The sequence below is a fragment of the Bacillus sp. BS3(2021) genome, assembly GCF_021043345.1.
In the GTDB taxonomy this organism is placed as follows: domain Bacteria; phylum Bacillota; class Bacilli; order Bacillales; family Bacillaceae; genus Bacillus; species Bacillus paralicheniformis.
This window is the reverse complement of record NZ_JAJNDM010000003.1, coordinates 426,252-449,809: the sequence shown is the minus strand read 5'-3', so window position 1 is coordinate 449,809 and position 23,558 is coordinate 426,252. Positions and strand designations below refer to the sequence as shown.

Annotated in this window: 29 protein-coding genes and 1 other annotated feature (1 of these 30 only partly in view); of the genes, 26 read left to right on the top strand and 3 right to left on the bottom strand. The window is 45.9% G+C overall.

Annotated features, from left to right (window positions below):
• Positions 1 to 10: 10 nt before the first annotated feature.
• From LQ247_RS09940 to LQ247_RS09840, 21 genes are all read left to right on the top strand, one after another.
• Positions 11 to 742, top strand: coding sequence for a phage scaffolding protein (locus tag LQ247_RS09940; protein ID WP_231005976.1), 732 nt, complete (start codon positions 11 to 13; stop codon positions 740 to 742).
• A gap of 51 nt (positions 743 to 793) precedes the next feature.
• Positions 794 to 1,885 carry an SU10 major capsid protein gene (locus LQ247_RS09935; RefSeq protein WP_231005973.1) on the top strand — a complete coding sequence of 364 codons (1,092 nt, stop codon included), beginning with the start codon at positions 794 to 796 and terminating at the stop codon, positions 1,883 to 1,885.
• Positions 1,886 to 1,939: 54 nt separating this feature from the next.
• The gene (locus LQ247_RS09930; protein WP_231005972.1) at positions 1,940 to 2,152 is read left to right on the top strand and encodes a hypothetical protein; all 213 of its coding nucleotides are present in this window, start codon (positions 1,940 to 1,942) and stop codon (positions 2,150 to 2,152) included.
• Positions 2,153 to 2,166: 14 nt separating this feature from the next.
• Positions 2,167 to 2,553: a hypothetical protein gene (locus LQ247_RS09925; RefSeq protein WP_231005970.1), complete on the top strand. Its 387-nt coding sequence runs from the start codon at positions 2,167 to 2,169 to the stop codon at positions 2,551 to 2,553.
• Positions 2,554 to 2,892, top strand: a complete 339-nt coding sequence (locus tag LQ247_RS09920) for a hypothetical protein (protein ID WP_048350738.1) — start codon at positions 2,554 to 2,556, stop codon at positions 2,890 to 2,892.
• Positions 2,889 to 3,299 carry a hypothetical protein gene (locus LQ247_RS09915; RefSeq protein ID WP_231005969.1) on the top strand — a complete coding sequence of 137 codons (411 nt, stop codon included), beginning with the start codon at positions 2,889 to 2,891 and terminating at the stop codon, positions 3,297 to 3,299. The genes LQ247_RS09920 and LQ247_RS09915 overlap by 4 nt, the downstream gene beginning before the upstream one ends.
• 3 nt (positions 3,300 to 3,302) lie before the next feature.
• On the top strand, positions 3,303 to 3,677 hold the full coding sequence (locus LQ247_RS09910) for a minor capsid protein (protein WP_003181173.1): 375 nt from the start codon (positions 3,303 to 3,305) through the stop codon (positions 3,675 to 3,677).
• Between the two features lie 38 nt (positions 3,678 to 3,715).
• Positions 3,716 to 4,261, top strand: a complete 546-nt coding sequence (locus LQ247_RS09905; protein WP_003181175.1) for a hypothetical protein — start codon at positions 3,716 to 3,718, stop codon at positions 4,259 to 4,261.
• 58 nt (positions 4,262 to 4,319) lie between these two features.
• Positions 4,320 to 4,688 carry a hypothetical protein gene (locus tag LQ247_RS09900; RefSeq protein ID WP_003181177.1) on the top strand — a complete coding sequence of 123 codons (369 nt, stop codon included), beginning with the start codon at positions 4,320 to 4,322 and terminating at the stop codon, positions 4,686 to 4,688.
• A 335-nt stretch (positions 4,689 to 5,023) separates the two neighbouring features.
• The gene (locus tag LQ247_RS09895; protein WP_231005968.1) at positions 5,024 to 7,840 is read left to right on the top strand and encodes a phage tail tape measure protein; all 2,817 of its coding nucleotides are present in this window, start codon (positions 5,024 to 5,026) and stop codon (positions 7,838 to 7,840) included.
• Positions 7,841 to 7,858: 18 nt separating this feature from the next.
• On the top strand, positions 7,859 to 8,701 hold the full coding sequence (locus tag LQ247_RS09890) for a phage tail family protein (RefSeq protein WP_231005967.1): 843 nt from the start codon (positions 7,859 to 7,861) through the stop codon (positions 8,699 to 8,701).
• A gap of 10 nt (positions 8,702 to 8,711) precedes the next feature.
• On the top strand, positions 8,712 to 10,076 hold the full coding sequence (locus LQ247_RS09885; RefSeq protein WP_144498702.1) for a phage tail protein: 1,365 nt from the start codon (positions 8,712 to 8,714) through the stop codon (positions 10,074 to 10,076).
• A 15-nt stretch (positions 10,077 to 10,091) separates the two neighbouring features.
• A complete protein-coding gene (locus tag LQ247_RS09880; protein WP_144498704.1) occupies positions 10,092 to 12,068 on the top strand; it encodes a right-handed parallel beta-helix repeat-containing protein in 1,977 nt (658 codons plus the stop codon).
• A 23-nt stretch (positions 12,069 to 12,091) separates the two neighbouring features.
• A complete protein-coding gene (locus LQ247_RS09875; protein WP_231005966.1) occupies positions 12,092 to 13,639 on the top strand; it encodes a phage baseplate upper protein in 1,548 nt (515 codons plus the stop codon).
• 19 nt (positions 13,640 to 13,658) lie between these two features.
• Entirely contained in the window at positions 13,659 to 13,955 is a 297-nt protein-coding gene (locus LQ247_RS09870) for an XkdW family protein (protein WP_144498706.1), read from the top strand.
• Positions 13,945 to 14,121, top strand: a complete 177-nt coding sequence (locus tag LQ247_RS09865; protein ID WP_231005965.1) for an XkdX family protein — start codon at positions 13,945 to 13,947, stop codon at positions 14,119 to 14,121. The genes LQ247_RS09870 and LQ247_RS09865 overlap by 11 nt, the downstream gene beginning before the upstream one ends.
• Before the next feature lie 28 nt (positions 14,122 to 14,149).
• The gene (locus tag LQ247_RS09860; RefSeq protein ID WP_331000500.1) at positions 14,150 to 14,977 is read left to right on the top strand and encodes a glycerophosphodiester phosphodiesterase; all 828 of its coding nucleotides are present in this window, start codon (positions 14,150 to 14,152) and stop codon (positions 14,975 to 14,977) included.
• Positions 14,978 to 15,044: 67 nt separating this feature from the next.
• Positions 15,045 to 15,308: a hemolysin XhlA family protein gene (locus LQ247_RS09855; protein WP_231005964.1), complete on the top strand. Its 264-nt coding sequence runs from the start codon at positions 15,045 to 15,047 to the stop codon at positions 15,306 to 15,308.
• 65 nt (positions 15,309 to 15,373) lie between these two features.
• On the top strand, positions 15,374 to 16,366 hold the full coding sequence (locus tag LQ247_RS09850; RefSeq protein WP_231005963.1) for an N-acetylmuramoyl-L-alanine amidase: 993 nt from the start codon (positions 15,374 to 15,376) through the stop codon (positions 16,364 to 16,366).
• A 20-nt stretch (positions 16,367 to 16,386) separates the two neighbouring features.
• Positions 16,387 to 16,617 (top strand): phage holin, encoded by a 231-nt coding sequence (locus LQ247_RS09845; protein WP_003181194.1) that lies wholly within the window; start codon positions 16,387 to 16,389, stop codon positions 16,615 to 16,617.
• Positions 16,618 to 16,737: 120 nt separating this feature from the next.
• Positions 16,738 to 17,040, top strand: a complete 303-nt coding sequence (locus LQ247_RS09840; RefSeq protein WP_231005962.1) for a hypothetical protein — start codon at positions 16,738 to 16,740, stop codon at positions 17,038 to 17,040.
• A 42-nt stretch (positions 17,041 to 17,082) separates the two neighbouring features.
• Here LQ247_RS09840 and LQ247_RS09835 read toward each other — a convergent pair whose 3' ends face one another.
• Positions 17,083 to 17,301 carry a helix-turn-helix transcriptional regulator gene (locus LQ247_RS09835; protein ID WP_231005960.1) on the bottom strand — a complete coding sequence of 73 codons (219 nt, stop codon included), beginning with the start codon at positions 17,299 to 17,301 and terminating at the stop codon, positions 17,083 to 17,085.
• Positions 17,302 to 17,431: 130 nt separating this feature from the next.
• Between LQ247_RS09835 and LQ247_RS09830 the strand changes: the two genes are divergently transcribed.
• The 3 genes from LQ247_RS09830 (at position 17,432) to LQ247_RS09820 (ending at position 19,688) form a co-directional block, all read left to right on the top strand.
• Positions 17,432 to 18,214 carry a helix-turn-helix domain-containing protein gene (locus LQ247_RS09830; RefSeq protein WP_231005958.1) on the top strand — a complete coding sequence of 261 codons (783 nt, stop codon included), beginning with the start codon at positions 17,432 to 17,434 and terminating at the stop codon, positions 18,212 to 18,214.
• Positions 18,215 to 18,286: 72 nt separating this feature from the next.
• Positions 18,287 to 18,616: a YolD-like family protein gene (locus LQ247_RS09825; RefSeq protein ID WP_231005957.1), complete on the top strand. Its 330-nt coding sequence runs from the start codon at positions 18,287 to 18,289 to the stop codon at positions 18,614 to 18,616.
• A 580-nt stretch (positions 18,617 to 19,196) separates the two neighbouring features.
• Positions 19,197 to 19,688, top strand: a complete 492-nt coding sequence (locus LQ247_RS09820; RefSeq protein WP_031304790.1) for a hypothetical protein — start codon at positions 19,197 to 19,199, stop codon at positions 19,686 to 19,688.
• Positions 19,689 to 19,732: 44 nt separating this feature from the next.
• On the opposite strand, the gene LQ247_RS09815 is transcribed toward LQ247_RS09820, so the two are convergent.
• Complete coding sequence (locus LQ247_RS09815) at positions 19,733 to 19,987, bottom strand: hypothetical protein (RefSeq protein ID WP_020452482.1); 255 nt, start codon at positions 19,985 to 19,987, stop codon at positions 19,733 to 19,735.
• A gap of 398 nt (positions 19,988 to 20,385) precedes the next feature.
• Here LQ247_RS09815 and gdhA point away from each other — a divergent pair, with 398 nt between their 5' ends.
• The gene (gene gdhA, locus LQ247_RS09810) at positions 20,386 to 21,768 is read left to right on the top strand and encodes an NADP-specific glutamate dehydrogenase (RefSeq protein ID WP_128823515.1); all 1,383 of its coding nucleotides are present in this window, start codon (positions 20,386 to 20,388) and stop codon (positions 21,766 to 21,768) included.
• A 44-nt stretch (positions 21,769 to 21,812) separates the two neighbouring features.
• Here the strand turns inward: gdhA and LQ247_RS09805 are convergent, their stop codons facing one another.
• Positions 21,813 to 22,040 (bottom strand): hypothetical protein, encoded by a 228-nt coding sequence (locus tag LQ247_RS09805; protein WP_224067341.1) that lies wholly within the window; start codon positions 22,038 to 22,040, stop codon positions 21,813 to 21,815.
• 455 nt (positions 22,041 to 22,495) lie between these two features.
• On the opposite strand from LQ247_RS09805, the gene ilvE reads away from it, so the two are divergent.
• Positions 22,496 to 23,410, top strand: coding sequence for a branched-chain-amino-acid transaminase (ilvE, locus tag LQ247_RS09800; RefSeq protein ID WP_023855438.1), 915 nt, complete (start codon positions 22,496 to 22,498; stop codon positions 23,408 to 23,410).
• A 4-nt stretch (positions 23,411 to 23,414) separates the two neighbouring features.
• Positions 23,415 to 23,558, top strand: a binding site (T-box leader) (it continues 118 nt past the right edge of the window).

Below are 23,558 nucleotides of genomic sequence, written 5' to 3'. Positions count from 1 at the left end.
AAACAAGGTTATGGAACTATCAAAATCTCTATTGTCGTTAGATTTACAGCATTTTGCGGAAGAAACTAAAGACCAGGCGGAACCACCGGCTGCGGAGCCGAAAAACACCGATACACCCGAACCGCAAAAAGACGAAGTAAAAACAATCCCTTACGACAGATTCAAGCAAGTTAACGACGATTTAAAAGTCTTTAAGTCTACCTTTGAAGATCTGGGTATTGACGGAGTTGATTCGCTTAAAACACTCGTCGAAGACTACAATGCGAAGAAAACTGCCGAAGAGGAACGTAAGCGTAGTGAAATGACGGAGCTCGAACGCCTTCAAAACGATTTGAAAGCGAAGGAAGAGGCCGAGAAAACTCTCGAACAGCAACTTGAAGACCTCCGGAAAGCTAATGAACGCGAGAAAATCCGCAATGAATTTATTAAGGTTGCTACGAGCAATGATATCGCCTACATTGATGACGCCATTGCGTTGGCTGACCTATCCGCGGTAACGGTTGAAGACGGAAAGGTTGTCGGGGTGGAGGACGTTGTCAAAACGCTCGTTGACAATAAACCGTTCTTGGTCAAGAAGAAGGCGCCAAAGCCTATCGGACAGAGCTCGAACGGAGATGCCGCAGGAGCTTCCGAAAAGACAGCGGAACAACTATTGAAAGAAGCCGCAGAAAGAGCGAAGCATAGCGGCCGGCCTGAAGACAAAGTGGCCTACGCAAAATTAAAAAGGGAATTATCGAAGTAAACAGCGCCTTAACGGGCGCTTTTTTAATGCGAAAATTGAGGGGGAAATCGAATGTCAAAAATTTTATCAGGTGAATTAGTAGGTAAGAAGGAATCCGTTGTAGATGAGATTCTACTTTTAAATGAACACCAAACTCCTTTGTTGAATCTATTAGGATTTAGCAATCCGGTTACTCAAGTCGAGCACCAATGGTTCGAGGACGAAATGATTGCAGATGACTCCAGAGTCCTCGGAGCAAAAACTAACGCAGACACTGAGATTGAAGTGGCAGACGCAGAACCTTTCCGTTCTGATCAAGTTGTTAAGATCGGCGACGAACTACTTAAAGTTGTAGCGGTTAGTGGAACTAAATTGACTGTTGTACGGGGGTATGCCGGAACAACTGCGGAAGCTATCGAAGACGGTGCGGTTATCCAAGTACAATTCGTTGAAGGTCGAGAAGGTGCAGACGCACGCGACGCTAAGTACAAGCCAAGAAAACGCGTATCTAACATCACACAAATTTTCGACGAAACAATTTCAATTACTGGTACTGCGGCAGCCGTAAGTAATTACGGCATCGACAGCCTGTACGAGTACGAGAAGCAGAAGAAACAGCTTGAACTGGCGTTACAGCTTGAAAAAGCCGCAATTAGCGGTATCAAGTACGAATCACCAGACGGAATCGTTCGTCAGATGGAAGGTATGCGCCAATTTATCAAAACTAATGTAATCGATGCACAAAATTCCGCACTAACTGACGAAAAAGTTAACGACGCTATGCAGAAAATCTACGAAAAAGGCGGATTCACAACAGGTGGTGCGTTTAAGATTATGGTTGGCGCAAAACAAAAACGTGCGATCTCAAACTTCGATAAATCTCAAATCCGCCTGACTCGCGCTGACAATGGCCGCGGACAGGTCGTTGATCACTTCGTTTCTGACTTCGGCCAAGCGGAAATTCTTTTGAACAACAACCTAAATGCAGATGAGTTGTTCATCTTCGACGCAAACCGTACTGAAATCAGACCTCTTGCAGATCGAGGATTCTTCCACGAATACCTTGGTAAGAAAGGTGATTACTACGAAGGTCAAGTCGTCGGTGAATACACACTTCAATTCCTACAAGAAAAAGCACACGCGCGAATCAAAGGATTAGCGTAATCAACGGCCCGCAAATCGCGGGCCTATTTATTTTGACAGAGGTGTTGTGAAATAATGGCGGAATTCAAATCGAAATATCCTGAACTCGGGTTTTATGTGGGCGACGTATTTAAGTCGTTCAAAAACGGTGTATTTAAAACAGAAGAACCGGAAGAAATCGAAATTCTGTCCGAACTGGTAGACGTAACTCGGACCGACAAACCAGCGGAGGAAGACGCGCCTAAACCGGCAGCGAAGAAACAAACGCGTAAATCCTCCGCAAAATAACAGGAGGTGGCGGTATGGCATTAAGTGTCGAGGGTGCTGACGAATATATCAATAGTTTTACGGTAGATAACGAAGATTGGAACGATTCTGATCACGAAAGGAAGCAACGGATCTTAAACGTTGCTGATGACGTTCTCGTCCGTAAATTTCCCGACTATAAAATACCGGCTGACGCAGTATACGAATTCGCGAACGTGCTGGCAATTGCCTATAACGACACGAACCGTCTGAACAAACAAGGAATTGCGTCGTTCTCTTTGACCGGTGTGGCGTCGTTTAACTTTAAAGATACGATGAAAGTCGATGATGAATCGTTAATTCCGAAAAAGACGCTTGATCTGATCGGAGAAGAAAACGGTGTGAAGCTCGGCGGACGTCGTATTCAATGGACGGTGTTGTAGATGGCTATCGTTCCTATGCGGCAGACCATTACGGTGGAGCGTGACAGTTCCGGAGAGTTCGATTCGTGGGGAAATCCAATAAAAATCGAACCGTTCGCAGTCAAGTGTCGTGTCGACGAGGGTTCCCGGATCAGTTTATCGCGCTCGTCTGGCGTCATTAAAAGCGAAGAGTCCGTCGCCACTGCGAGAATTCTAGTCGATAAACTGGCGGATATTCGGTACTCAGATACGATCTTATTTACAAATGAACTCGGGGAGACAATTGCGAGAAAGCCGAAAGAGATCAACGTAAGAAGGCACGTATCCGGAAAGCCGATTCTGACGGAGGTGATCGTTTGAGTTTTGATTTCGACGCAAGCGATTTCCTTAATCGACTAAACCGGACGGAGCACGGCGCAGAGCAGGCGGCAGTCCGAGCGATGGAGGACAATACCGATGATCTCGCTCGTATCGCCCAAAACATCGCACCTATTGATAAGGCTACACTTCGTAGAGGGATGCAGAAGAAGGTAAAACTATCGCGGGATCGGTTAATCGGCGAAGTATCTTTCCGAGCTGTAGAAAACGGATTTAACTACGCAATTTGGACGCACGAAGCCGATTACAATCTCGGTCCTACATCCGCACAAGCCGGCGGAGCGGACGGATATACGGTCGGTAACAAGTACCTTGAGCGACCGTTAAAAGGAGAGGCCGAAAAGTATATACGGAACGTCGCAGAGGCCGTAAGAGAGGAGTTGAGGTAAACGTTGAAGATACTCGAATTAATATCGTTCATTAAATCGCGGGTTCCTGGCGTTTACTTTCCGAACAGATTCCCTCGCGAAGCACCTGACGAATGTATTTCCGTAAAGCTGACCGGCGGTTTTCCGACATCGCAATGGACCGGGAAAAAGCAGCCGTCTTTTCAGATACTTGTAAGAGGACGCGCAGCAGGCGAACAGGATTGCGAAGATAAAGCTTACGAGCTTTTTAACTCGCTCACTAATTTGAAAGAGGTAATGATCGGCGAGAATTCAGTTGTCATTATTCGCGCTACTACTTCAGTCCCGTTGTTTATTGGATACGACGACAACAATCGTCCTCAATACTCTTTGAATTTTGATTGCGTGATACGCCCCTAATCAGGGGCTTTTTATTTTGAATATAAGGGGGAAATTGCATGGCGGCAGGAATTAGAGGTATTAACGTACCGATCGGTCCAGCAATTGTTGAGTATGGCGAAGGCGACGATATGGTTACCTACGACATCACTAAGGGCGGAATTCAGTTTAAGGTTCAAACATCAAAGCAAGACACCACGGTCGATCAATACGGAGACACAATCGTTAAGTCTACGATGAAGGGGAGGACCGCAGAAGTCACGATCCCTTTCGCTCTACATGACCTCGATAGACTTGCGGTAGCCATTCCGAACAGTCGGTTGGTGACCGATGGTACCGATTCGACAAAGAAAAAGCTAGTTGTTAGCGGTAAGGCGGGATTCGACATGCTCGCAGCCGCAAAGAAACTCGTTATTAAGCCGACGGCACCTTCGACAACGCCGAACGATTATATCACAATTCCGTTAGCAGGCGCAGTAGCTGATCCGGAGTACACTTACGATTCAGACAACGAACGGATTGCGAATCTGACCTTTGTCGCATATCCGGATACGGATAATGACGGAGACTTGTTCATTATGGGAGACGAATCCGCAGCAGAATAACCGAGGGACATCGCTTAACCGCGGTGTCTTTTTTTATTTAAGAGAAAGGAGATGCTTTATGAAACTGTTCACCAAAAAAGATCCTGAACAGCTTTATTTCGGTGATTATCCGGTCGAGATTCCGAAGCTCACACCGAAGAAGTGGAAGCAATTATTCGGGGCCGTTGATAAGCTGCCAGGAATTATCGTTCAAGTTCTTAGCGCGCCACCGGAAGACTTTTACTCGTACGTAGTCACCGGTCTCGAAGTAGGACTCGATGAGATAGTCGGAATTGTCGCGGCTTTAAGCGATGTCGACGCTGATTACATTTCAGAGAACGTCGGGGCAGACGAGATGTTCGAATACCTCGCCTTAACGGTTAAGAAAAACCGGTTGTCTTCGATGGCAAAAAACGTGAAAAGCCTTCTTCCGAACCTCGGCAAGTAGGCGAAGAAGAGGGCGTCTCATATACGATCGATGACTACTTAATCGATGCGGCTATTATTCTCGGAGTCACTCAACGCGAGATTGAAAACGATTATTACATGGTCGATATTCCGAAGCTTATTCGCGCCAAGGCAAAGCAAAACGCAATTAGACGCCTTGAAGAAGTTCGTATCACTCTCGCTACGAATAACCGATCAAGTGAGGACGAGGATTTCAAGTCTCTAATGAACGGGCTTACGAGAACAGCAGGAATCGAAAACGCTAATCACTTCGATAGAGATAAATTCGAACAATTACGCACGATGCAAGCAGCTTTTCGGAAAGGAGGTAACTAGATGGCCGGAGCAACAGTCGGAGAAATACGCGCCCGTTTGATTCTCGACATGTCGGATTGGTCGCGCAGATCACAGCAGGCTCGGAACGATATGACGCAACTGGGGCGATCATCCGAAAATCTTTCGAAACAGATGGGCCTCGTACAAAAGGCGTCGCTGGCCGTCGGCGGTGCGGTGGTCGCCGGCATCGGAGCATCCGTTAAGACGGCGGCAGACTTCGAAGCGGCCATGTCTAACGTTAAGGCGATCAGCGGCGCGACCGGTCAGGAATTCGAAGATTTAAAGAACATCGCGTCTAAGATGGGCGCTGAAACGAAATTTACAGCGGTAGAGGCGGCGGAAGGCCTGCAATACCTCGCAATGGCGGGCTTCAGCGTCAAGGAACAAGTCGGATCATTGCCGGCAGTCCTTAACCTGGCGTCAGCATCAAACGAAAGCCTCGGACGGTCAGCCGATATCGTATCGAATATCATGACGGGTTTCGGAATCAAAGCGGAAGAGTCCGGACATGCGGTCGATGTGCTTGTTAAAGCGATGACGACGGCGAATACGGACCTCGGCCAATTGGGCGACGCCATGAAATACGTGGCCCCGGTCGCAAACGGACTAGGTTATTCGATAGAAGATACGGCCGCAGCTGTCGCGAAAATGTCAGACGCCGGTATTCAGGGATCGATGGCGGGTACCGCGCTAAGGGCGACGCTATTGCATTTGTCAAATCCGGTAGGGCAGACGGCGAAGGCGGTCAAAAAGTACAATCTCGAATTGGAAGACGCCAACGGAAACTTAAAGTCGCTACCGGAATTGATCGGATACATTTCGAAGAACCTCGAAGGAATGTCAGACGCACAAAAAACGGCAACAGCGGCTCAGCTCGTCGGAACGGAAGCTGCCTCCGGATTCGTAACGTTGCTTGGCGTTGGCGAAAAAGGACTGCGAGATTATTCTAATGCATTAAAGAACGCAGGAGGGACGGCTGATCGCGTAGCCAAGACGCAAATGGATAACCTGAAAGGCTCCTTCGAAAAGTTTAAAAGTGCGTTAGACGGCCTCGGCATCAAGATCGGCAACGAGTTTTTGCCTACTTTCCGAAAAATTGTAGACGAGGGAACGAAAATACTCGATTTCCTTAACAAGTTGAATCCGGGGATCATTACGACAGGACTCGAAATGGCCGGGACAGCTGCGGCGATTGCGCTCGTAGCAGCTTCAGCCGTTAAGCTCGGAATCGCGTTAAAAGGCCTTTTCGTATCGATGGGGCCTGCCGGTTGGGTCATAGCTGGACTATCGATTCTTGGCGGCTTGTTGGTCGGTGTCGCAGAGGGGTACGACGCTATGAATACGGTCAGCTTAGAGGCAGCAGAGACCAAACAAAAAGAGATCGAATCGATTGAAAGCCTAGCGGTAGAGTTCGACAAACTTAAAAACAAGACGAAATTGACTGCGGATGAATTCGCTCGCTACCTTGACATAAATGATCAATTAAAGACCGAGACAGATCCAGATGTTATTAAGCGGCTTAAAGATGAGCAGGCTGACCTTAAGAAAAATTCCGGTTTAACAAATAACGAATTTGATCGCTTTTTAAAACTGAACGATGAGGTAATTAAAAAATCGCCGGATACAGAGGCGGCGATCAGCTCTCAGGGAAATGCAGTCGCTAAGAACACAAATGCGCTTAAAGCGTTGAACGCGGAGAAAGCCGAAGAACTCCGATTAGAGCTTGAGAAGCAGAAAAACCTAGCAGAGAAAAATTATGATAAGAACTTAGAGAAGCAGAAGAACATCCAAAAAGAAATTAACGATCTCGCAAAAGAACGGCAGAAAATCGAGGCTGATGTCCAGGCCCAATTGGATATCGTAGAGTCTACTGAGAAGAAGATCGCCCAGGCTAAGTTAGATGGGAATAAGAAAGAAGCCGAATCTCAGGAGACCGTTCTTGATGTTCAAAAAGGGACTTTAGCAACCCTACGCGGGCAGTTAGATACGATTTACGGGAAAATCGGTGCGAAGAATACTGAGTTAAACAAGGTTAACGAAGAGCTTGGAAAACTGGACACTATCAAACAAAAGATGGTCGATCTCGAGCTCCGTCAGGTCGGTTTGAATGCGAAAAAAGGAGAAGGCGTCAACGTTCTCAAGAAAGAAATTGCTAATCTCAAAGACGCGAAAGCCAATCTCGAAAACAACACGACGGCTGCGGACAAGAAGACGAAGGAGTATCGTGATGCCGTTAAAGCAATCGATAAAGAAATCGCGCAGCTTCAGTCGGCCAAATCGAAGGTTCAGGAGATTACAAACGAAGCCGAAAATATGAACGCAAAGCTGGCGAGAAGGATCAGTAAAAAGATCCACGTCACATACAGCATGGACGGATCGGAAATCGAAGAGAGTGCGGAGACATTCAAGAAGACGCACGGTAAGGGCGGACGTGAAACTCCGTATCATATCGGCGGCATCGTCGGCCGCGGACAGATCAACAGGCTCCATACCGGTGGCCTTGCGTCTAAGTTCGAAAATGCTCCGATGAGCCACGAAGTAGACATCCGGGCACTACGGAACGAAATGGTCCTGACGGAAGCGCAGCAGGCAAATTTAATGCGGATGATTGACGCAGGTCATACGGCGGCAGTCGGAAGCCAGGCCGGAGCTTCGCCGGAAGTATTGGCGGCTCTTACATCTATCGAAAGAGCCATCCGCAACAGTGACGGCCAAGTAATCATGATGAGCGACGAAGTTGTCGGGCGCTTGGTGGAGCCGTATGTGAGCCGGCAACAGGCCGAGGAAGTGGGCGTCTTGAATGCGTTTAATATTTAATGGACAGGAGGTGCTTGCGTGGAAAAAATCCCGATAACAGATAGCAATTTTAAGATCGTATACGATAACGGGTCCACCGTCGATATGGCGAGGGACCTTTCTATTTTAGTTCGAAGCTTTGTTCCGGGTGCGCCATCTCCTAACATCTATTACGAAAAAATCGAAGGAACAAACGGCAGCATTAGAACAGGAAAAGACTTCGGAATACGGTCGATCAAAGCAGAATGCCGCCTGTTTGCCGAAGACACGGACGATTTCTTCTTGCTGCGGAACAAAATAGTAGCGGCACTTTACAAGCAGACGCAATTCTACATCATTGTAGAATCGGAGCCTTATAAGCGATGGAAGGTGGAAGTAAGCTCGTCTTTTGACGTTGACCGCATCGGAACAACGGGAGACTTTAATATTCAATTTGACTGTGCGGACGGATTTGCGGAATCGCTCGGCACGACACTCGATCCGTTCACGTTTGACGCGAATAGGTGGCTTTTGGGAGTAGGGCTCACCGATACCATCCCGTCGTATACACACAAGACTACGTCGTTTTCAATCTATAATGCGGGGGATATTCCTATAGATCCGGTTGAGATGCCGTTAATTATTACGTATAAAGGCAAGTCGTCAAATCTTAAAATTACGAATCAAACAACCGGAGATGTTTGGCAGTATTTTGGCACAACAGCGTTAGGGGACACGATTGTCCTTAATCGAGTTAGGGCGTCTAAAAATAATACTAGTATATTCGGAAACACAAATCGAAATTTGATCACGCTTGCTCCAGGATGGAATCAGTTCAAGTTAAGCGGAACAACAGGCAGTATCGAGACCTCTTTTAACTTCCGTTTTTACTACGTATCGTGAGGTGAAGTTTTTGAAGGCATTATCCGTACGCAGCAGGCTCGGACAAGAGGAAGCGTTGACTAAGTATGGCGTAACAAGAAAGCGAGGTCTAAACAGTGAAAAGTACATCGATGTCACGGTCGTTAGGCACGAAACAAACGCTCACTCCTTTCCTTTGGTTCAGCCGGAGAATTATTTGATATACGAAGGTGAAGAGTACGTCATCCGTCCAATCAACGCCTCCGTTCGGTCTGTGAAAGTGAAAGGCATTCATCGCATGTTTATCGATCTTGCTGACGTTTATATTTACGAAGTCGAGGAGAAAGAAAAAGATTATACGATCGAAGAGGCTCTAAATATCGCATTGAAAGGGACCGGTTACAATTACGAAGTTGATAAGACCGGGTTGCCGTCTACGATCAAAGTTTCGAATTTTGGCGACAACTTTTCGCTTGATCTTTTGAAGACGATCGTCTCGGAGCTCGGTGCCGAGTTTGATTGCGCAGGCAAGACTATTTATATTGCGAAGCAGATTGCGAGATACACCGACCATCAGGTCCGGCACAGACTTAACGCTGCCAACCCATCGAAAGAAATCGATACAAGCCAGCTCAAAACGTTTATCAAAGGATTCGGTAAAAAAGACGAAAAAACCGGAACTTATGCGGTCACAGCGGAATATACGAGTCCACTAGCGAGCATTTACGGGGTTCGCCATGCGGCGCCTGTTCGCGATGACAAGTATACGGAGAAGAACAAAGACCAGCTAATTGCGCAAATGAAGAAGGAGCTTCACGATCAGATCGACATTTCAATTTCGCTCACTTATGTCGAGCTTTCCGAACTCGGTATTCAAGATATACAACTGGGAGATTACGTCTGGTGCATTTTAGATCCGTTAGATATTGACGTGCAGATACGCGTCGTAGAAGTCGAGGATTATTCTGATCCGTTAAAATCTCCGAAATTCACATTCGGAAGCATTGTTCAGAAGGCTCCGAGTATAGTCGCGTCCTTTAAAAAGACGCAGAAGACGTTATCCAAAATCGTAGATTCACGAACGGGAAAGCTGCGAGAGGAGTCCGTCAAAATTGGGAGCGGTACGAAGTTTGATCCGGGTTACGATCCGACGCTAATAAGCATTCCACAATACGGACTTGCTTCCGCGAATTCTGACGGTTTGATGAGTTCGGGAGATTTCGTTAAGTTGTCGAATATTCAAGTCGGGCCTGACGGCAAAGTAATCGTAGATCTTGCGACGGATAACAAAGCGGGTTTAATGAGCGCGGCAGATTTTACGAAGTTGAAACGGATTATTATGCCGGCATCGGGTGACGTCGATATACAGTCGATTTTAGACAGACTAGCTGCGCTTGAGGCTAAGGTAGGAGAATGATAAAGGAGGAGACGAATGGCGAAATATCCGTATCGGAAAGCCGGGACTACCTGGGACCGTGTCTTTCGGAATAATTATAACCAGAACATGGCCGATATTGAATCGGATATTAGGGCAACTAATACGGTTATTGACGAACATAAAAAAGCCAAAAACGCCCATACATCCGAACAAATATCGCACGAAAGCGGACTAAATGTCGGACAGGAAATCGAAGTAACGAAGGCGCGCTTTAGAAATCTCGTCCTAAATGTCGACGGAACCAACGTTAAAGAAGTCGTCGATGCCCGTGTCGGCCGGGACGGGACGATTTATCCGACGCTCAGGGATCGTTTAGACGCCGACGGACAGACGGTTGATGACATAAAGGACGATCTTATCACGAGAATCAGCTTTAAAAATGCACTTAGTTATGGCGCAGATCCTACGGGGAAAACACCGTCAGCGGATGCGATTCAAAGCGCGCTGGACGAAATCCACAGCGAAGGCGGCGGTTGGCTCGTCATTCCTGGCGGTACTTATCTGATCGATAAACGCATGATCATTTACGAAAACACACACGTTACAATGGCGGCTGATTGCGTGCTGCTTCGAGGATGGTCTGGCGGATTCTTTGCAAACGGTAAGCCCACCGATAATTTCTCCGGATATTCCGGAAGAGGTAACATCGTCATTGAGGGCGGTATGTTAGATGGGAATTACCTGAAGATCGAAACATATAAAACGAATGCGATGGACAGCGTTATTATCGGACACGCGAAAAATATCGTTATTGATAATGTAACGTTTAAAGACGTGATCACCGACCACGCAATCGACGCAAATGGATGCAATGGCCTGCGAATCACAAATTGCAGATTTACCGGATTTATCGATACTAGCGGAACACGTCCTTTTTCAGAAGCAATTCAGCTCGGGGAGTTTACGCAAGGCGGCGTCAACATTTTCGGAGCCTTCGACAGCACACCGAACACTAACGTCTATATTGCGCATAACTACTTCGGTAAGTCCGACCTTTTAGGAGGTTGGGGATGCGCTGTCGGAAACCACTACGCTGTATACGACGTTTTCCAGACGAACATAACGATTTTTGACAATACGATCGAGGATTGCGGGTATGCTGGCGTTCGGACTTTTAAGTGGGGCGAAGTCAAAATTATTAACAACGTCTTCAGACGAAATCGGGAGTGCATCCGGATATCTCAAGTTTCCGGCGGAATCGAAAGCTCTAAAAATGCCTCTGGTGTGCAGATGAATCGCCCGCAAAACGCTCAAAACATTTTAATCCAAGGGAACGACTTCTATGAATATACGGTCTGCGGCATAGTGACCTACGGACAGATTTATAACAAAGAAGCTGCTTGGAGCGATGGTATCCGGATCTTCGGAAACTACTTTAAACTGCGGGAGAAAGATATCGGCAGCTACGGCAATGAGCAGGCGATTCAGATAGTCTACGGAAGGAACGTCTTCATCTCCGATAACAGGATTTTCGGAGGGCGTAGGGGCATCTGGCTCGAAGGATGTTTTAATACGTTCATCTCGAACAATTATATATCGTGCGTAGATACGGAAGCGATTTACGTTGCGAAAAGTCGCGACACATCTTCGACTATTACAAAGTCTACGCATTTATCGATAGACGGAAACGAAATTAACACGATCGGTCGAAACGGGATATACGTTCAGAATTGCGATAATTTCGATGTGCGGAACAACAACATATTCAATACGAATATTGAACAGGGCACAAAAGATCGCGGAGGTGTTTTCGTAGAAAAGGCTTACGATGGACGTATCGAAGGTAACCGAATCAGAGGTGTAGAGAAAATATTCGCAATCTTAGTCCAGTCTACCGCAACTGAAGTGAACGTGTTTAACACGAAGGGAACTGGTCGCGTCATCGTTCAAGGTGATTCGAATCTTAACGGATATTACGGCACAACACAGAATGATTATATAAGAAAAATCAGCACGAAGAGCAGCAGCTAAATAAAAGGGAGGGATTTCTCCGTATGTTATATAAAGATTCCGAAGTCCATTTCAATATAAATCCGCAAATCAAACGAAGTATTGCCGCGAACATTCAATTTAGTACGCAGGACATCAATACGGCAAAGCTAACGTTCAGCTTAACGAAGGACGGCGTGCCGTTGCCGATAAGCCAAGCGACTCACGGTAAGTTGTTTATGCGGTTTGCGGACGGAAGCAAGTTCTACGTTAATACGGAAGTTCAAGACGCGCTAGGGGGCGTTATTTTTTATGTCCTGACGTCGGATCAAGTTACGCATTACGGAACGGTGCAGGCCGAGCTTTACGTTAATTATGACAACGGCCAGAAATTGAGCGTCCATAAATTTTCGTTTGAAATCGATCGAGCACTCGTCGATCAGGATATCGCCCCGGTGGCCGAATATTATGTTGACGATTTCGAATCGCTAAAGGCCGTCATTCAGGAAATGGCGGATGATGCCGAACAGGTTCTCGCTGAGTTACAGAAGAAATTCGAAAATCTCGATAACATTGAAACGAAAGAAGGCGCGCAGGAGAAGGCGGACGCTGCGGAAGCTGGTGCGAAAGCCTATACCGACGAACACGCAGCTAAGACTGATAATCCGCACAAGGTAACGAAATCTCAGGTCGGCCTCTCTAACGTTGATAATGTAAAACAGGCGTCCAAAACCGATTTTGACGGTCACGTTGCCGACACAGCGAACCCTCACGCAGTCACGAAAGCACAAGTCGGGCTGTCGGATGTAGACAACGTTAAGCAGGCGAGCAAGACCGAATTTGATACGCACAACAGCGACAACACTCGCCATATTACTGCGTCCGAGCGGACGAAATGGAATGCCGGTCAGCTTTTTAAGTTAACCGAAGATAGTGGAGACAGAAAACTAATTCCTGATGGTACTGACTTATTAACCTTACCGTCCGGTCTCTATTATGGCGTCAGCAGCAAAATTGTAAACTCTCCGGATCCGAATGCGGTCGAATGGTTTCATTACGACGTTTCAACTAATAGCGCGCGCAAAACGATCGTTGTAACAGCTACAGCCAATCCTAAAAGATGGTTCGGAACAATTCACACAGACGGATCGTTTAAAGGTTGGCACAGATTTATAACGGAAGATGATTTTTTAAAGAAAACTTTTGTAGAAACGTATGACTTCGATAACTCTTCGTTTACTGCTACTGAAGGTATTGTAACAAAAATAAAATTCGGAGCAGCTCGGGCAGACGATCAATCCGAGTATGATCAAACAAAATCAGAAGTTACTTTAAAAAACAGCGGTTTGTATTTGATAAGGATATATATTTCAGCGACCGCTATCCCAGCAAACTCAGATATATCTTTGATCTGCTATGTTAACGATGCTCATTATCAAACAATATCGTACTGGTATCCTTCAAGAACTACGCAGACAGAGGTGGCGATTTTGCAACAAAAATTCAGTAGCGGGGATAAAGTGACATTTCACATATTCCCTAAAGTGACCGGAAGCACGCCTTCATCAGTCAATGTGAAATCCGCGTTTTTGACGATGTCACAAATTAGATAACGAGAGGGAGTGAGTATAGATGAATTTAGCGCTGGCCGTTAAATATCTTTTCCCTAACGCGGTAATTGGGGAGGATTTTGTTATTCGAGATGACGGGGACGGACGTGGTCAATATATCGAAACTTGGAAGATAAGTGACCCACAACCAAGCGATCAAGAATTACAAGAAGCATGGGAGAAGTATTTGGCGGATCCTATTATAGACGCCCCGCAAACTCCAGATACTTCTCAACAGCTATTGAAGTTAGGTCAGGAAATATCCTTTTTAAAGCTCGAAATTCTGGCTCTTAAAGGAGGTGCGTCTAATGGATCTTAATTTTTGGGTGTATGCACTTTTTTATAATTGGGCCGATACTTCTATGGTTAAGCAAGCACTACAATACAATGACGTAACAATCGAGGAGTTAAGAGACGGTGTAGATCAAGGATATGTTACGCCTGAGCAGTTCCAAGAAATAACTGGCGAGAAGTACGTTGCCTAGATGAGGAAAAGCATGGTAATATAATCCTATGAGAAAATTATTTTTTATATCGCTAACTATTATGCTTTTACTTAGTGTGAATGTTGGGTGTAGCAACGTCGATGCTACAGCAAGCAAATCGAAAGAATATTCACCTCTTATAATCGCACATAGAGGAGCTTCGGAGCTGGAGCCTGAACATACAATCAGATCTTATTCTAGAGCAATTAAGGACGGGACCGACTTCATTGAGATTGATTTAAGGATGACGAAAGACGGAAAACTAGTCGCTTTTCACGATGAAGACATGTCCCGTACAACAGATGGAAAGGGAAACATTGAAGATTTATCGTTAAACCATGTCAAAGAATTGCGAACTGAAAAAGATCAACAGGTCTTAACTCTTGAAGAGATTATCAAGAAATACGGGGATTCAACGAAGTATTATATAGAGACTCGCGAAGATTCTAAAGGCCGTTTGGTTATGGAGAAGAAACTGATCGATATACTCAATCGCTATAATTTACTTGAAAATAATCAAGTAATCATTCAGTCGTTTAGCGCGAAAAGTTTGAAACAAGTTAGAAAACTCAATAAAGAAGTTCCCATCGTACAACTTGTGCAGACTTGGGATGCGGAGAAACTGTCCGAAAGAATTAAAGACTATAAAAAATACGCATATGCGATTGGAATTAGTTCTCAGACGCTGTCTGACAAGGAAGTGAAAATGATTCATGACGAGGACATGGAGGTCCATACGTTCTTCCGTGTCGAGTTAGAGAAAGAGGAAACAAAGCGAATGATTGAACTAAAAGTCGACGGTATGTTCACTAATAACCCGGCCTATTTAAATAAATTACTCGATGAATCAAAGTAATAGCTGTCTTAGCACCTCATTCGCAGAGGTGTTTTTATTTTGCCTAAATTTAGAGGAGGCGTAATCATTGGGCGAACCGTCGAACAACGAATTGCACGGTAAGATAGCCGACATTCGTGAATGGTTAGTACGAATCGATACGAAAGTCGACTATTTCAACGAAGTAAAACATACGGCAGATCGAGCGTATGAAAAGGCAGACGAAGCGTTGGCGCTCGCGAAAGAAAGTCGGGCGGATATCTCCGACATGAAAGCAAATACGAAATGGTTATGGGGCGTAATTCTCACGGTCGTCGGGTTGGCGATCTCGGGGATTGCGCTATTTTTATGAGCCCGTTCGGTGAGAGTCCGGCGGGCTTTTTATATACGGAAAAATAACGAAAGGGAGACGATTAAATGGCGATTTCAGTTACGAAAAACCTCGTCGCGTCAAGCAAGTATTCCGTTAAGTGTCCGTATTCAATGGATGCGAAGTACATCACGTTTCACAATACGGCGAACAACGCTTCAGCAGCGAATGAAATTGCGTACATGATCCGCAATAACAACGAAGTATCGTATCACTTCGCGGTAGACGATAAAGAGGTCGTTCAGGGGATTCCGACTAACCGTAACGCATGGCATTGCGGAGACAGGAACGGACCGGGCAACCGTTCATCTATCGGCGTCGAAGTTTGCTATTCGAAATCAGGCGGCGCTAAGTATAAAGCGGCCGAAAAGCTTGCGATTAAATTCATCGCTCAGCTATTAAAAGAGCGCGGTTGGGGCGTTGATCGCGTTAAAAAACACCAGGATTGGAGCGGAAAATACTGTCCGCACCGTGTACTCGATGAGGGACGTTGGGATGCGGTGAAGGCGGCTATCGCTGCGGAATTGAAAGCTCTCGGAGGAAAGTCGTCTAGTTCAGCGGCTAAGTCATCCGGCACGACTTATACCGTTAAAAAGGGCGATACGCTTTCCGCTATTGCTAAAGCGAATGGAGTAAGCGTGGCGAGCCTTCAGAGCTGGAACAACATCAAGGATCCGAATAAAATTTACGTTGGTCAAGTGCTGAAGCTTAAAGGAACGCCTAAACCGGCTGCGGCTCCGAAACCATCCGGATCCTCTAAAAAGACGTTCACGCTGCCGGGCGGAATCCTTAAAGTAACGAGCCCACTGACGAAAGGGACAAAGGTTACGCAAGTTCAGACCGCGCTTGCTGCCGTTTACTTCTACCCGGACAAAGGCGCCAAGAATAACGGAATCGACGGCTATTACGGCCCGAAAACAGCGAACGCAGTCAAACGATTCCAGTCGATGCATGGACTCGCAGCTGACGGAATTTACGGACCTAATACGAAAGCTAAACTCGCTGCTGCGCTGAAAAAAGCCGGCTATTCCGTAAACTAATCGAAAAGGGAGACGATATTATGAACGTAAAGACAATCGAAAATATTAGCGCGGGCACAGTCGCCCGGTTCGTACTACTTGCGCTGGCACTCGTTAACCAGACGCTTACGATGACGGGGCACAGTCCGATTCCGGTCGATGAGGAAGGCGTGCAGCAGTTTATTTCGCTCGCGTTCATGGGCGTAACTTCGCTGTGGGCGTACTGGAAAAATAACGACGTGACGAAGAAAGCGCGGACAAAAGGCGAATAAATAACGGAACTTTTGGCGGGCGCCTGCGTATAAAAGCGTAGGTGCTCTTATACATAATTGTGGTGACATAATACTTTAATTTCAGTTAAAATTGAGTGAGAACTTAAAGGGGGTTTAATTATGGTGAAATTCATCAAATTTATAGGTTTTGCAATATTAGCAGTAGGCATAATTTCTTTTCTATTTTTAGGTTTTGGAATGAAGACATATGAGCCTGGATTAACAGAAGGTTTTACTTACGAAGAGCTGCATCCCTTAAGATGGGTTTATGCGTTTGCGTCCTTGCTTTCAAGCTCTTTCTTCGGAAGTGTATTACTTGGGATATCCCGGCTAGTAGAGCGAAAAGATGAAGAAATAAATTATATTAAAGATATTCATACGGACATGAGATTAATGAAAGCTCGAAACGGCATAGTAGATTAATCAACGCCCCAACTATAATCGGTTGGGGTTCTTTTTTTTTATTCACTCTACTACATCGATTGAGTCACGGGCATCAAATAGTTCATTCATATCTGTGATATTAAATTTATCAATTATTTTTTCGAGTGCCTCTTTTGGATACCTTTTGGTTTTCCCCGAACATAGTTCACTCACAGCGCGAGTTGATAACTCCAATTCCTCTGCGATTTCTTTTTGTTCATATCCGTGCTCCTCAAGCAGTTCTTTTAAACGAAGACGCATCGGCCCCACCCTTTCTCCTTGCATATTCGTAGTATACGACAAAGTTAAAAATTACGCAAACCGTAATTGACAATTCCGTTTAGTGTAATTATACTTACGTTAAACGTAAATTACGGAAGGCGGAATCGTTATGCATTATTTAGCGGAACATCAAACGTTCGCTTCGACGGCCGAACTCAACACGGCAGTCTACGAACATATCAAACGCAATACATACGAATTAAACGACACGGACCGGCTTACGCTGAAGACGATTGCTCGTTATGCGGTCAAGTTCGCCGGCGCAGCGCATCTCAAAGCGGAGACACTCGCGGACCTGATCGGAAAGTCCGTCAAGACGGCGCGTCGTGCCGTCAACAAACTCGCATCACTTTCGATCATCCAGAAGGTCGCGACAACACGGAAAATAAACGGCGGCCACGGCGCAAATATTATCGTCATTCTTCCGGTTGACCAGTCGACAATGACCACGCGTGAGGATGTCGAAAAGCCAACGGAGCCAACGGATGAAGCGCCTAAAATTACGAATGAACCATCGCATTCTATTAATCTTTCAAAAAATCACGTAATAGATACGGTGCCGGCCTGCGGTCTTAAAAACGCGTTACCAAGCGAAATCTACTCCGCAATGGCGCGCTACTTTGAAGCGGACGAAATTTATAAATACTACGGAATCTTATTGCGGGCTAAGGCATGCGTAGATCCGACGCTGATACTCGAAGAGCATCCGCAGCCATTCGTTGAAGCGTGGCATGCAGCGATTCTCAAACGAAAACAGCAGAAAATTAGATGCTTTGACGACTACCTATACGCTAGCTTCCGACAAGCCGCATGGACTGTAAAAGCCCGTGAAAATCGCGTTAAAAACGTTGGGCTATTGGCAGAATTCGAAACGTTCCTCCAAGCGGAATAGATTGCGTAAGAACATTTGTTCGTGTTATACTTTCGTCATAGATAACGAATAGGACCGAAGGAGGAACCACGAATGACATTACGCGATAGAGGGACGATGAAATGGACGTCTATATTCTTGCCGGAGCATATCGCGAGTATCCGGAAACTTAAATCCGAAATCGATCACGCATATGAGCGGAAGCCATCGATTGATCCGGAGCAGTGGTCGGACTTTGAATCGAAGATACAATACGCGTACAGGACCGGCCAGGATTGCGAAATCCGTTACTGGCGGAATTGGGTGGCGGAGAGGGTGAGCGGCGTGATTGAATCCGTGGATCCGGTCGGAGGGTCATTGCGGATTGACGGCGTTGACATACCGTTCAGGGAGATCGTGTGGGTTGCGTTGGAGGACGTGTGACCGACGGCTGACATACCGAGTTTCTTCTATAGAATAAATACGCTTGACATTTCCGCCAATTTTTAGCGATAATGATGTACGTAAGCATCATTCGTTCTTGTACGTAAGACTAACGGAAGTACGTCGGACATACAAATCCGATTGAATCAACGTTTGACATACCGGTGACGTCTCAATCGGCCTTCTAAGCCGTCGGTCGGGAGTTCGAATCTCTCCTGGGACGTCTCTGGAAAAAGCCTCAAACTTCTTGGTATACAAGGGTTTGAGGCTTTTTTATTTGATGGGACTTCTGCTCTATTTTTGGTTTGAAAATGTGTTTTGGGAGTGGATTTAAAACTCCATTATTTATTGGATAACCTATTAAAATATACACTCCATTTTTTCATTTATAACAACTTCTGAGGTACCTAATCCTCTTTCTATACTTCTTCCAAGAACATCTCCATTTGTATCTTGAGGTGAGAGTAGTTCTCTGAATGGCCTTTTTCTTCAAATAACAACATCCTAAAAATTCCCTTTCATCATTTCGAACAAAATGAAAAAGATAAAGGGTGTGATCAATTTTAAGGAGGATGTTGTCATGACAAAACAACAGCAAAACCAGCAGCAAAAACAAAAGCAACAAAAACAAAAGCATGAGCAGCTGCTCGGAGTGAACATCACGGATACCGAACTTGCTCAGGAATTCGGAAATATCCAGCAGCAGCTTGCCCAGCTGGAGCAAACTGTTAATCAAATGGGGTCACAGCAGCAGGGCCAAAGCGGCCAGCAGAGCTCTCAATTGAGCCAGGGAATCAATCAGCTGAAGCAGCAAATTCAGCAGTTCAGCTCCCAATCTCAGCAGCAGATGCAGCAGACGGATCAGCAAATTCAGCAAAGCATTCAGCAGGCTGTCCAGCAGCTGAATCAGGCTCTTCAAGGGATCCAGACAAACCAGGCCATGAACCAAATGAGCCAGGCACTTCAGCAGGCGCAGCAGTCATTTAACCAGCAAGGACAGCAAGGTCAACAGGGTCAGCAAAACCAACAAAACCAGCAGCACAATCAAAATTTCCAGCAGCCCCTCCAATAAAAAAGCTTAAAAGAGCCGTTTAGCACGGCTCTTTTTTATATCGGTCATTCCTCGTTTTGATCCTTTTCGTCATGGGTTGGATGCGCCCCGGGGTACTGCCGCGGCATTCCTTGGTGGAGGTTGCGGAATTCATATGTGAAATTGCTGTAGTACTGCTGACCTTCCTTCCATGGCGTGTTTTTGTTTTCAACAGGCTTGTCTTTGCCCTGGGCAGCTCCATATGCTCCTTCAGGAAATTCTTCTGCCGTTAAAAAGTTTCTTTGTGTTTCAACGTTTGACAGTTCTTTTTTGTCGTCCATCAGATCACCCCTGTTTTAGTTTTATTGTTGCCATGAAAAAGAAGAGCTATGTGTTTTCGTTTTGTGCAGTACGATTCATTTTAAGAACGGGAGAAGATGCTCATTTTCTGCCGAGAGTACAACGGGCAAATGCGCCGATCGCAACGAAAAGCACAGAAAAAACCTTTCAGATGTTATGGTATTTTATGGTTTATTGGTTCTTTTCTCCTCAGCATTTAAGAACGGTTCTTCTATCTTAATACCCGTCTATTCTCGCTTTTTGTTATACATCTCAATTCAGCAATGGTTTAATCTGTTTTTCAGATTGATGTAAATGGGGCATTGGTTGTAAAATTTACCATGTAGAAAATCTTACAACGTTCGTTCTGCTTTTATTTTAGAAAGGGAGCTGAAGAAAGATGCATACGCTAGAAAAAATGGAGCAAACAAATGTTCAGATGGCGAGAGATTATGTGACAAAAGCATATGAGACAGTGCGGCAGCGAAATCTTCACGAAAGCGAATTTCTTCAAGCTGTAAAAGAAATTTTCGATTCCCTCGTCCCTGTATTGGCAAGACATCCAAAGTATATCGAACACCGCATTCTTGAAAGGATTGCAGAGCCTGAACGGATGATCACCTTCAGGGTGCCGTGGGTCGATGATGAAGGCAATATCCAGGTTAACAGGGGATACCGGGTTCAATTTAACAGCGCAATCGGTCCGTATAAAGGCGGCATCCGTTTTCATCCTTCTGTAAATGCGAGCATTATTAAATTTTTGGGCTTCGAACAAATTTTTAAAAATTCTTTGACCGGCCAGCCAATCGGCGGCGGAAAAGGCGGGGCTGATTTTGATCCGAAGGGCAAGTCTGACAGGGAGATCATGAGTTTTACGCAAAGCTTCATGAATGAACTGTACAGACATATCGGACCGGACACGGATATCCCTGCCGGTGATATTGGTGTCGGAGCTAGGGAAGTCGGGTTTATGTTCGGACAGTATAAAAAGATTCGGGGCCGCTATGATGCAGGTGTGTTAACAGGCAAAGGCCTTGAATACGGGGGCAGTTTGACGAGGAAAGAAGCGACAGGGTACGGTCTGGTTTATTTCGTAGAAGAAATGCTGAAGGATCAGGGGCTGCGTTTTGAAAACAGCACCGTTGTCGTCTCCGGTTCAGGCAATGTCGCGCTGTATGCGATGGAAAAAGCGGCTCAATTCGGCGCAAAAGTAGTGGCCTGCAGTGATTCTGACGGCTATGTCTATGACGAAAAAGGCATCAGCCTTGAGACGGTGAAGCGGCTTAAAGAAAGCGGGAACGGAAGGATTCGCGAGTATGTCAGCGAGCATCCGGAAGCACACTATTTCGAAGGATGCTCCGGTATTTGGTCTATTCCGTGCGATATCGCGCTTCCGTGCGCGACCCAGAACGAAATTGACGAAGAGGCGGCCGGAGTGCTCATTTCAAATGGGGTCAAAGCCGTCGGAGAAGGGGCGAATATGCCGTCTGAAGAGGGCGCCGTCAAACGCTTTTTGGATGCGGGGGTTCTTTTCGGGCCGGCTAAGGCTGCAAATGCCGGCGGTGTGGCCGTTTCAGCGCTCGAAATGGCGCAGAACAGCGCACGGCTCCACTGGACGGCGGAAGAAACGGATGAGAAGCTCAGAACGATCATGACCGATATTTACAAGAGAAGCGTTGAAGCGGCTTCAGAATACGGACGTCCCGGCAATCTGCTTGACGGCTGCAATATAGCCGGATTTATTAAAGTGGCGGATGCGATGATCGCTCAGGGAGTCGTTTAACCGTAAAAAGAGAGAGCAAAATGCTCTCTCTTTTTTGTGCTTTGTTAATCTTCTCTGAATCCACCGGTAAAGCCGTGCACAGCGGGAACGGAAATTCCCGGATAGCTGATGCTGAATCCGAGAGTCGGAGTGGTGAACACTCCGCCGTACGGATAATAGGTATAGGGCCCGTGTGCTGAAGGATTATAGACATAAGTAGTCGGATAACCGAAGTATCCCGGGTATTGGCGCACGCGGGGATCAGAGTATGGAGGAAAGGTGCGGTACATCATATTCACCCGTTTCTATTTGGATTAACAGCAGTTTATGTAAAAAATCGTAAAATGGAGTCTGTACACAAATGTGGTAAAAAATCTAACCTTCCGGGATGAAATTTCAAAAAGTTGTCAGTCATAAAATCTAACAAAACTGTATAAAACACCAGTTTTTTTATGTAATCTTTATAGATTGCATAAAAAATTTCAAATTGTTTTTCAATTTTGCATTTCCTTTTATATCAATCATGTAAGCGTATACAAGTAGATTGATTAATCGAAATTGTCTAATAATTTTAAAAAATACGGTTGACACTGCATGTAAAGGGGCGTAATATGAGTTCAAACAAAAGAACAAATCACTTGAAAACTTTTCATCTTTCCCGGGAATGACAGCGGGAAAACGGGTTCCCGCATCATCGATTTTTAACCGTTTAAAGCGTTCATTTACAACAGAAAGGTGTGCTAGAGGGATGGGGGACCAGAAAGACCAGTGGATCTTCCTAAACGACAAACTCGTTAAAAAAGAAGACGCTAAAATATCAGTCTATGATCACGGATTTTTATACGGGGACGGCGTGTTTGAAGGGATCAGGGTATACGACGGCAACATCTTCAGAATGAAAGAGCACATGGACCGCCTCTACGATTCTGCGAGATCGATCATGCTGGAGATTCCATATCAGCAGGAAGAACTGACACAGCACGTTCTCAAAACAGTCGAAAAAAACGGGCTTAAAGACGCTTACATCCGCTTGGTCGTTTCAAGAGGAGCAGGTGACCTCGGACTCGATCCAAACAATTGTTCACACCCGAGTGTCATTATAATTGTCGAACCATTGGCAATATTCCCGAAACACTTATATGAAACGGGAATTGACATCGTTACGGTTCCGACAAGAAGAAACAGACCTGATGTGCTGAGCCCTAAAGTGAAATCGCTGAACTATTTAAACAATATTCTTGTCCGGATCGAGGCGCACATGGCGGGCGTGACAGAAGCGCTCATGCTCAATGATCAAGGCTATGTCGCCGAAGGTTCTGCGGATAACGTATTTATTTATAAAAGCGGAAAGCTTTTGACGCCTCCGGGCTATATCGGAGCGCTTGAAGGAATCACTCGGAATGCCATTATCGAAATAGCGCAGGAGCTCGGCTATGAAGTGAAGGAGGAGCCGTTTACCCGCCATGACGTATACACAGCCGACGAAGTGTTTTTAACCGGAACGGCTGCAGAAGTCATCGCGGTCGTTAAAGTTGACGGCCGCAAGATCGGGGACGGCAAACCGGGAGTCCACACAAACCGGATGCTTGAAAAGTTCCGCGAGCGCGTCGTCCGTGAAGGGATAAAAGTCAGCCTCGAAGATCAAAGCTTAAGTGTCAGTTGAATAAAGACAAACGTTGAAGAGGATAAGTAACAGCGGAAACGCCGCCTGCAGAGAGCCGGGATTGCTGGAAACCGGTGACGGCCTCCGCTTGTGAACTCCCCTCTGAGTGTCAGCCTGAACGACTTCCAAGTTTAGTAAGGCTGGCCGG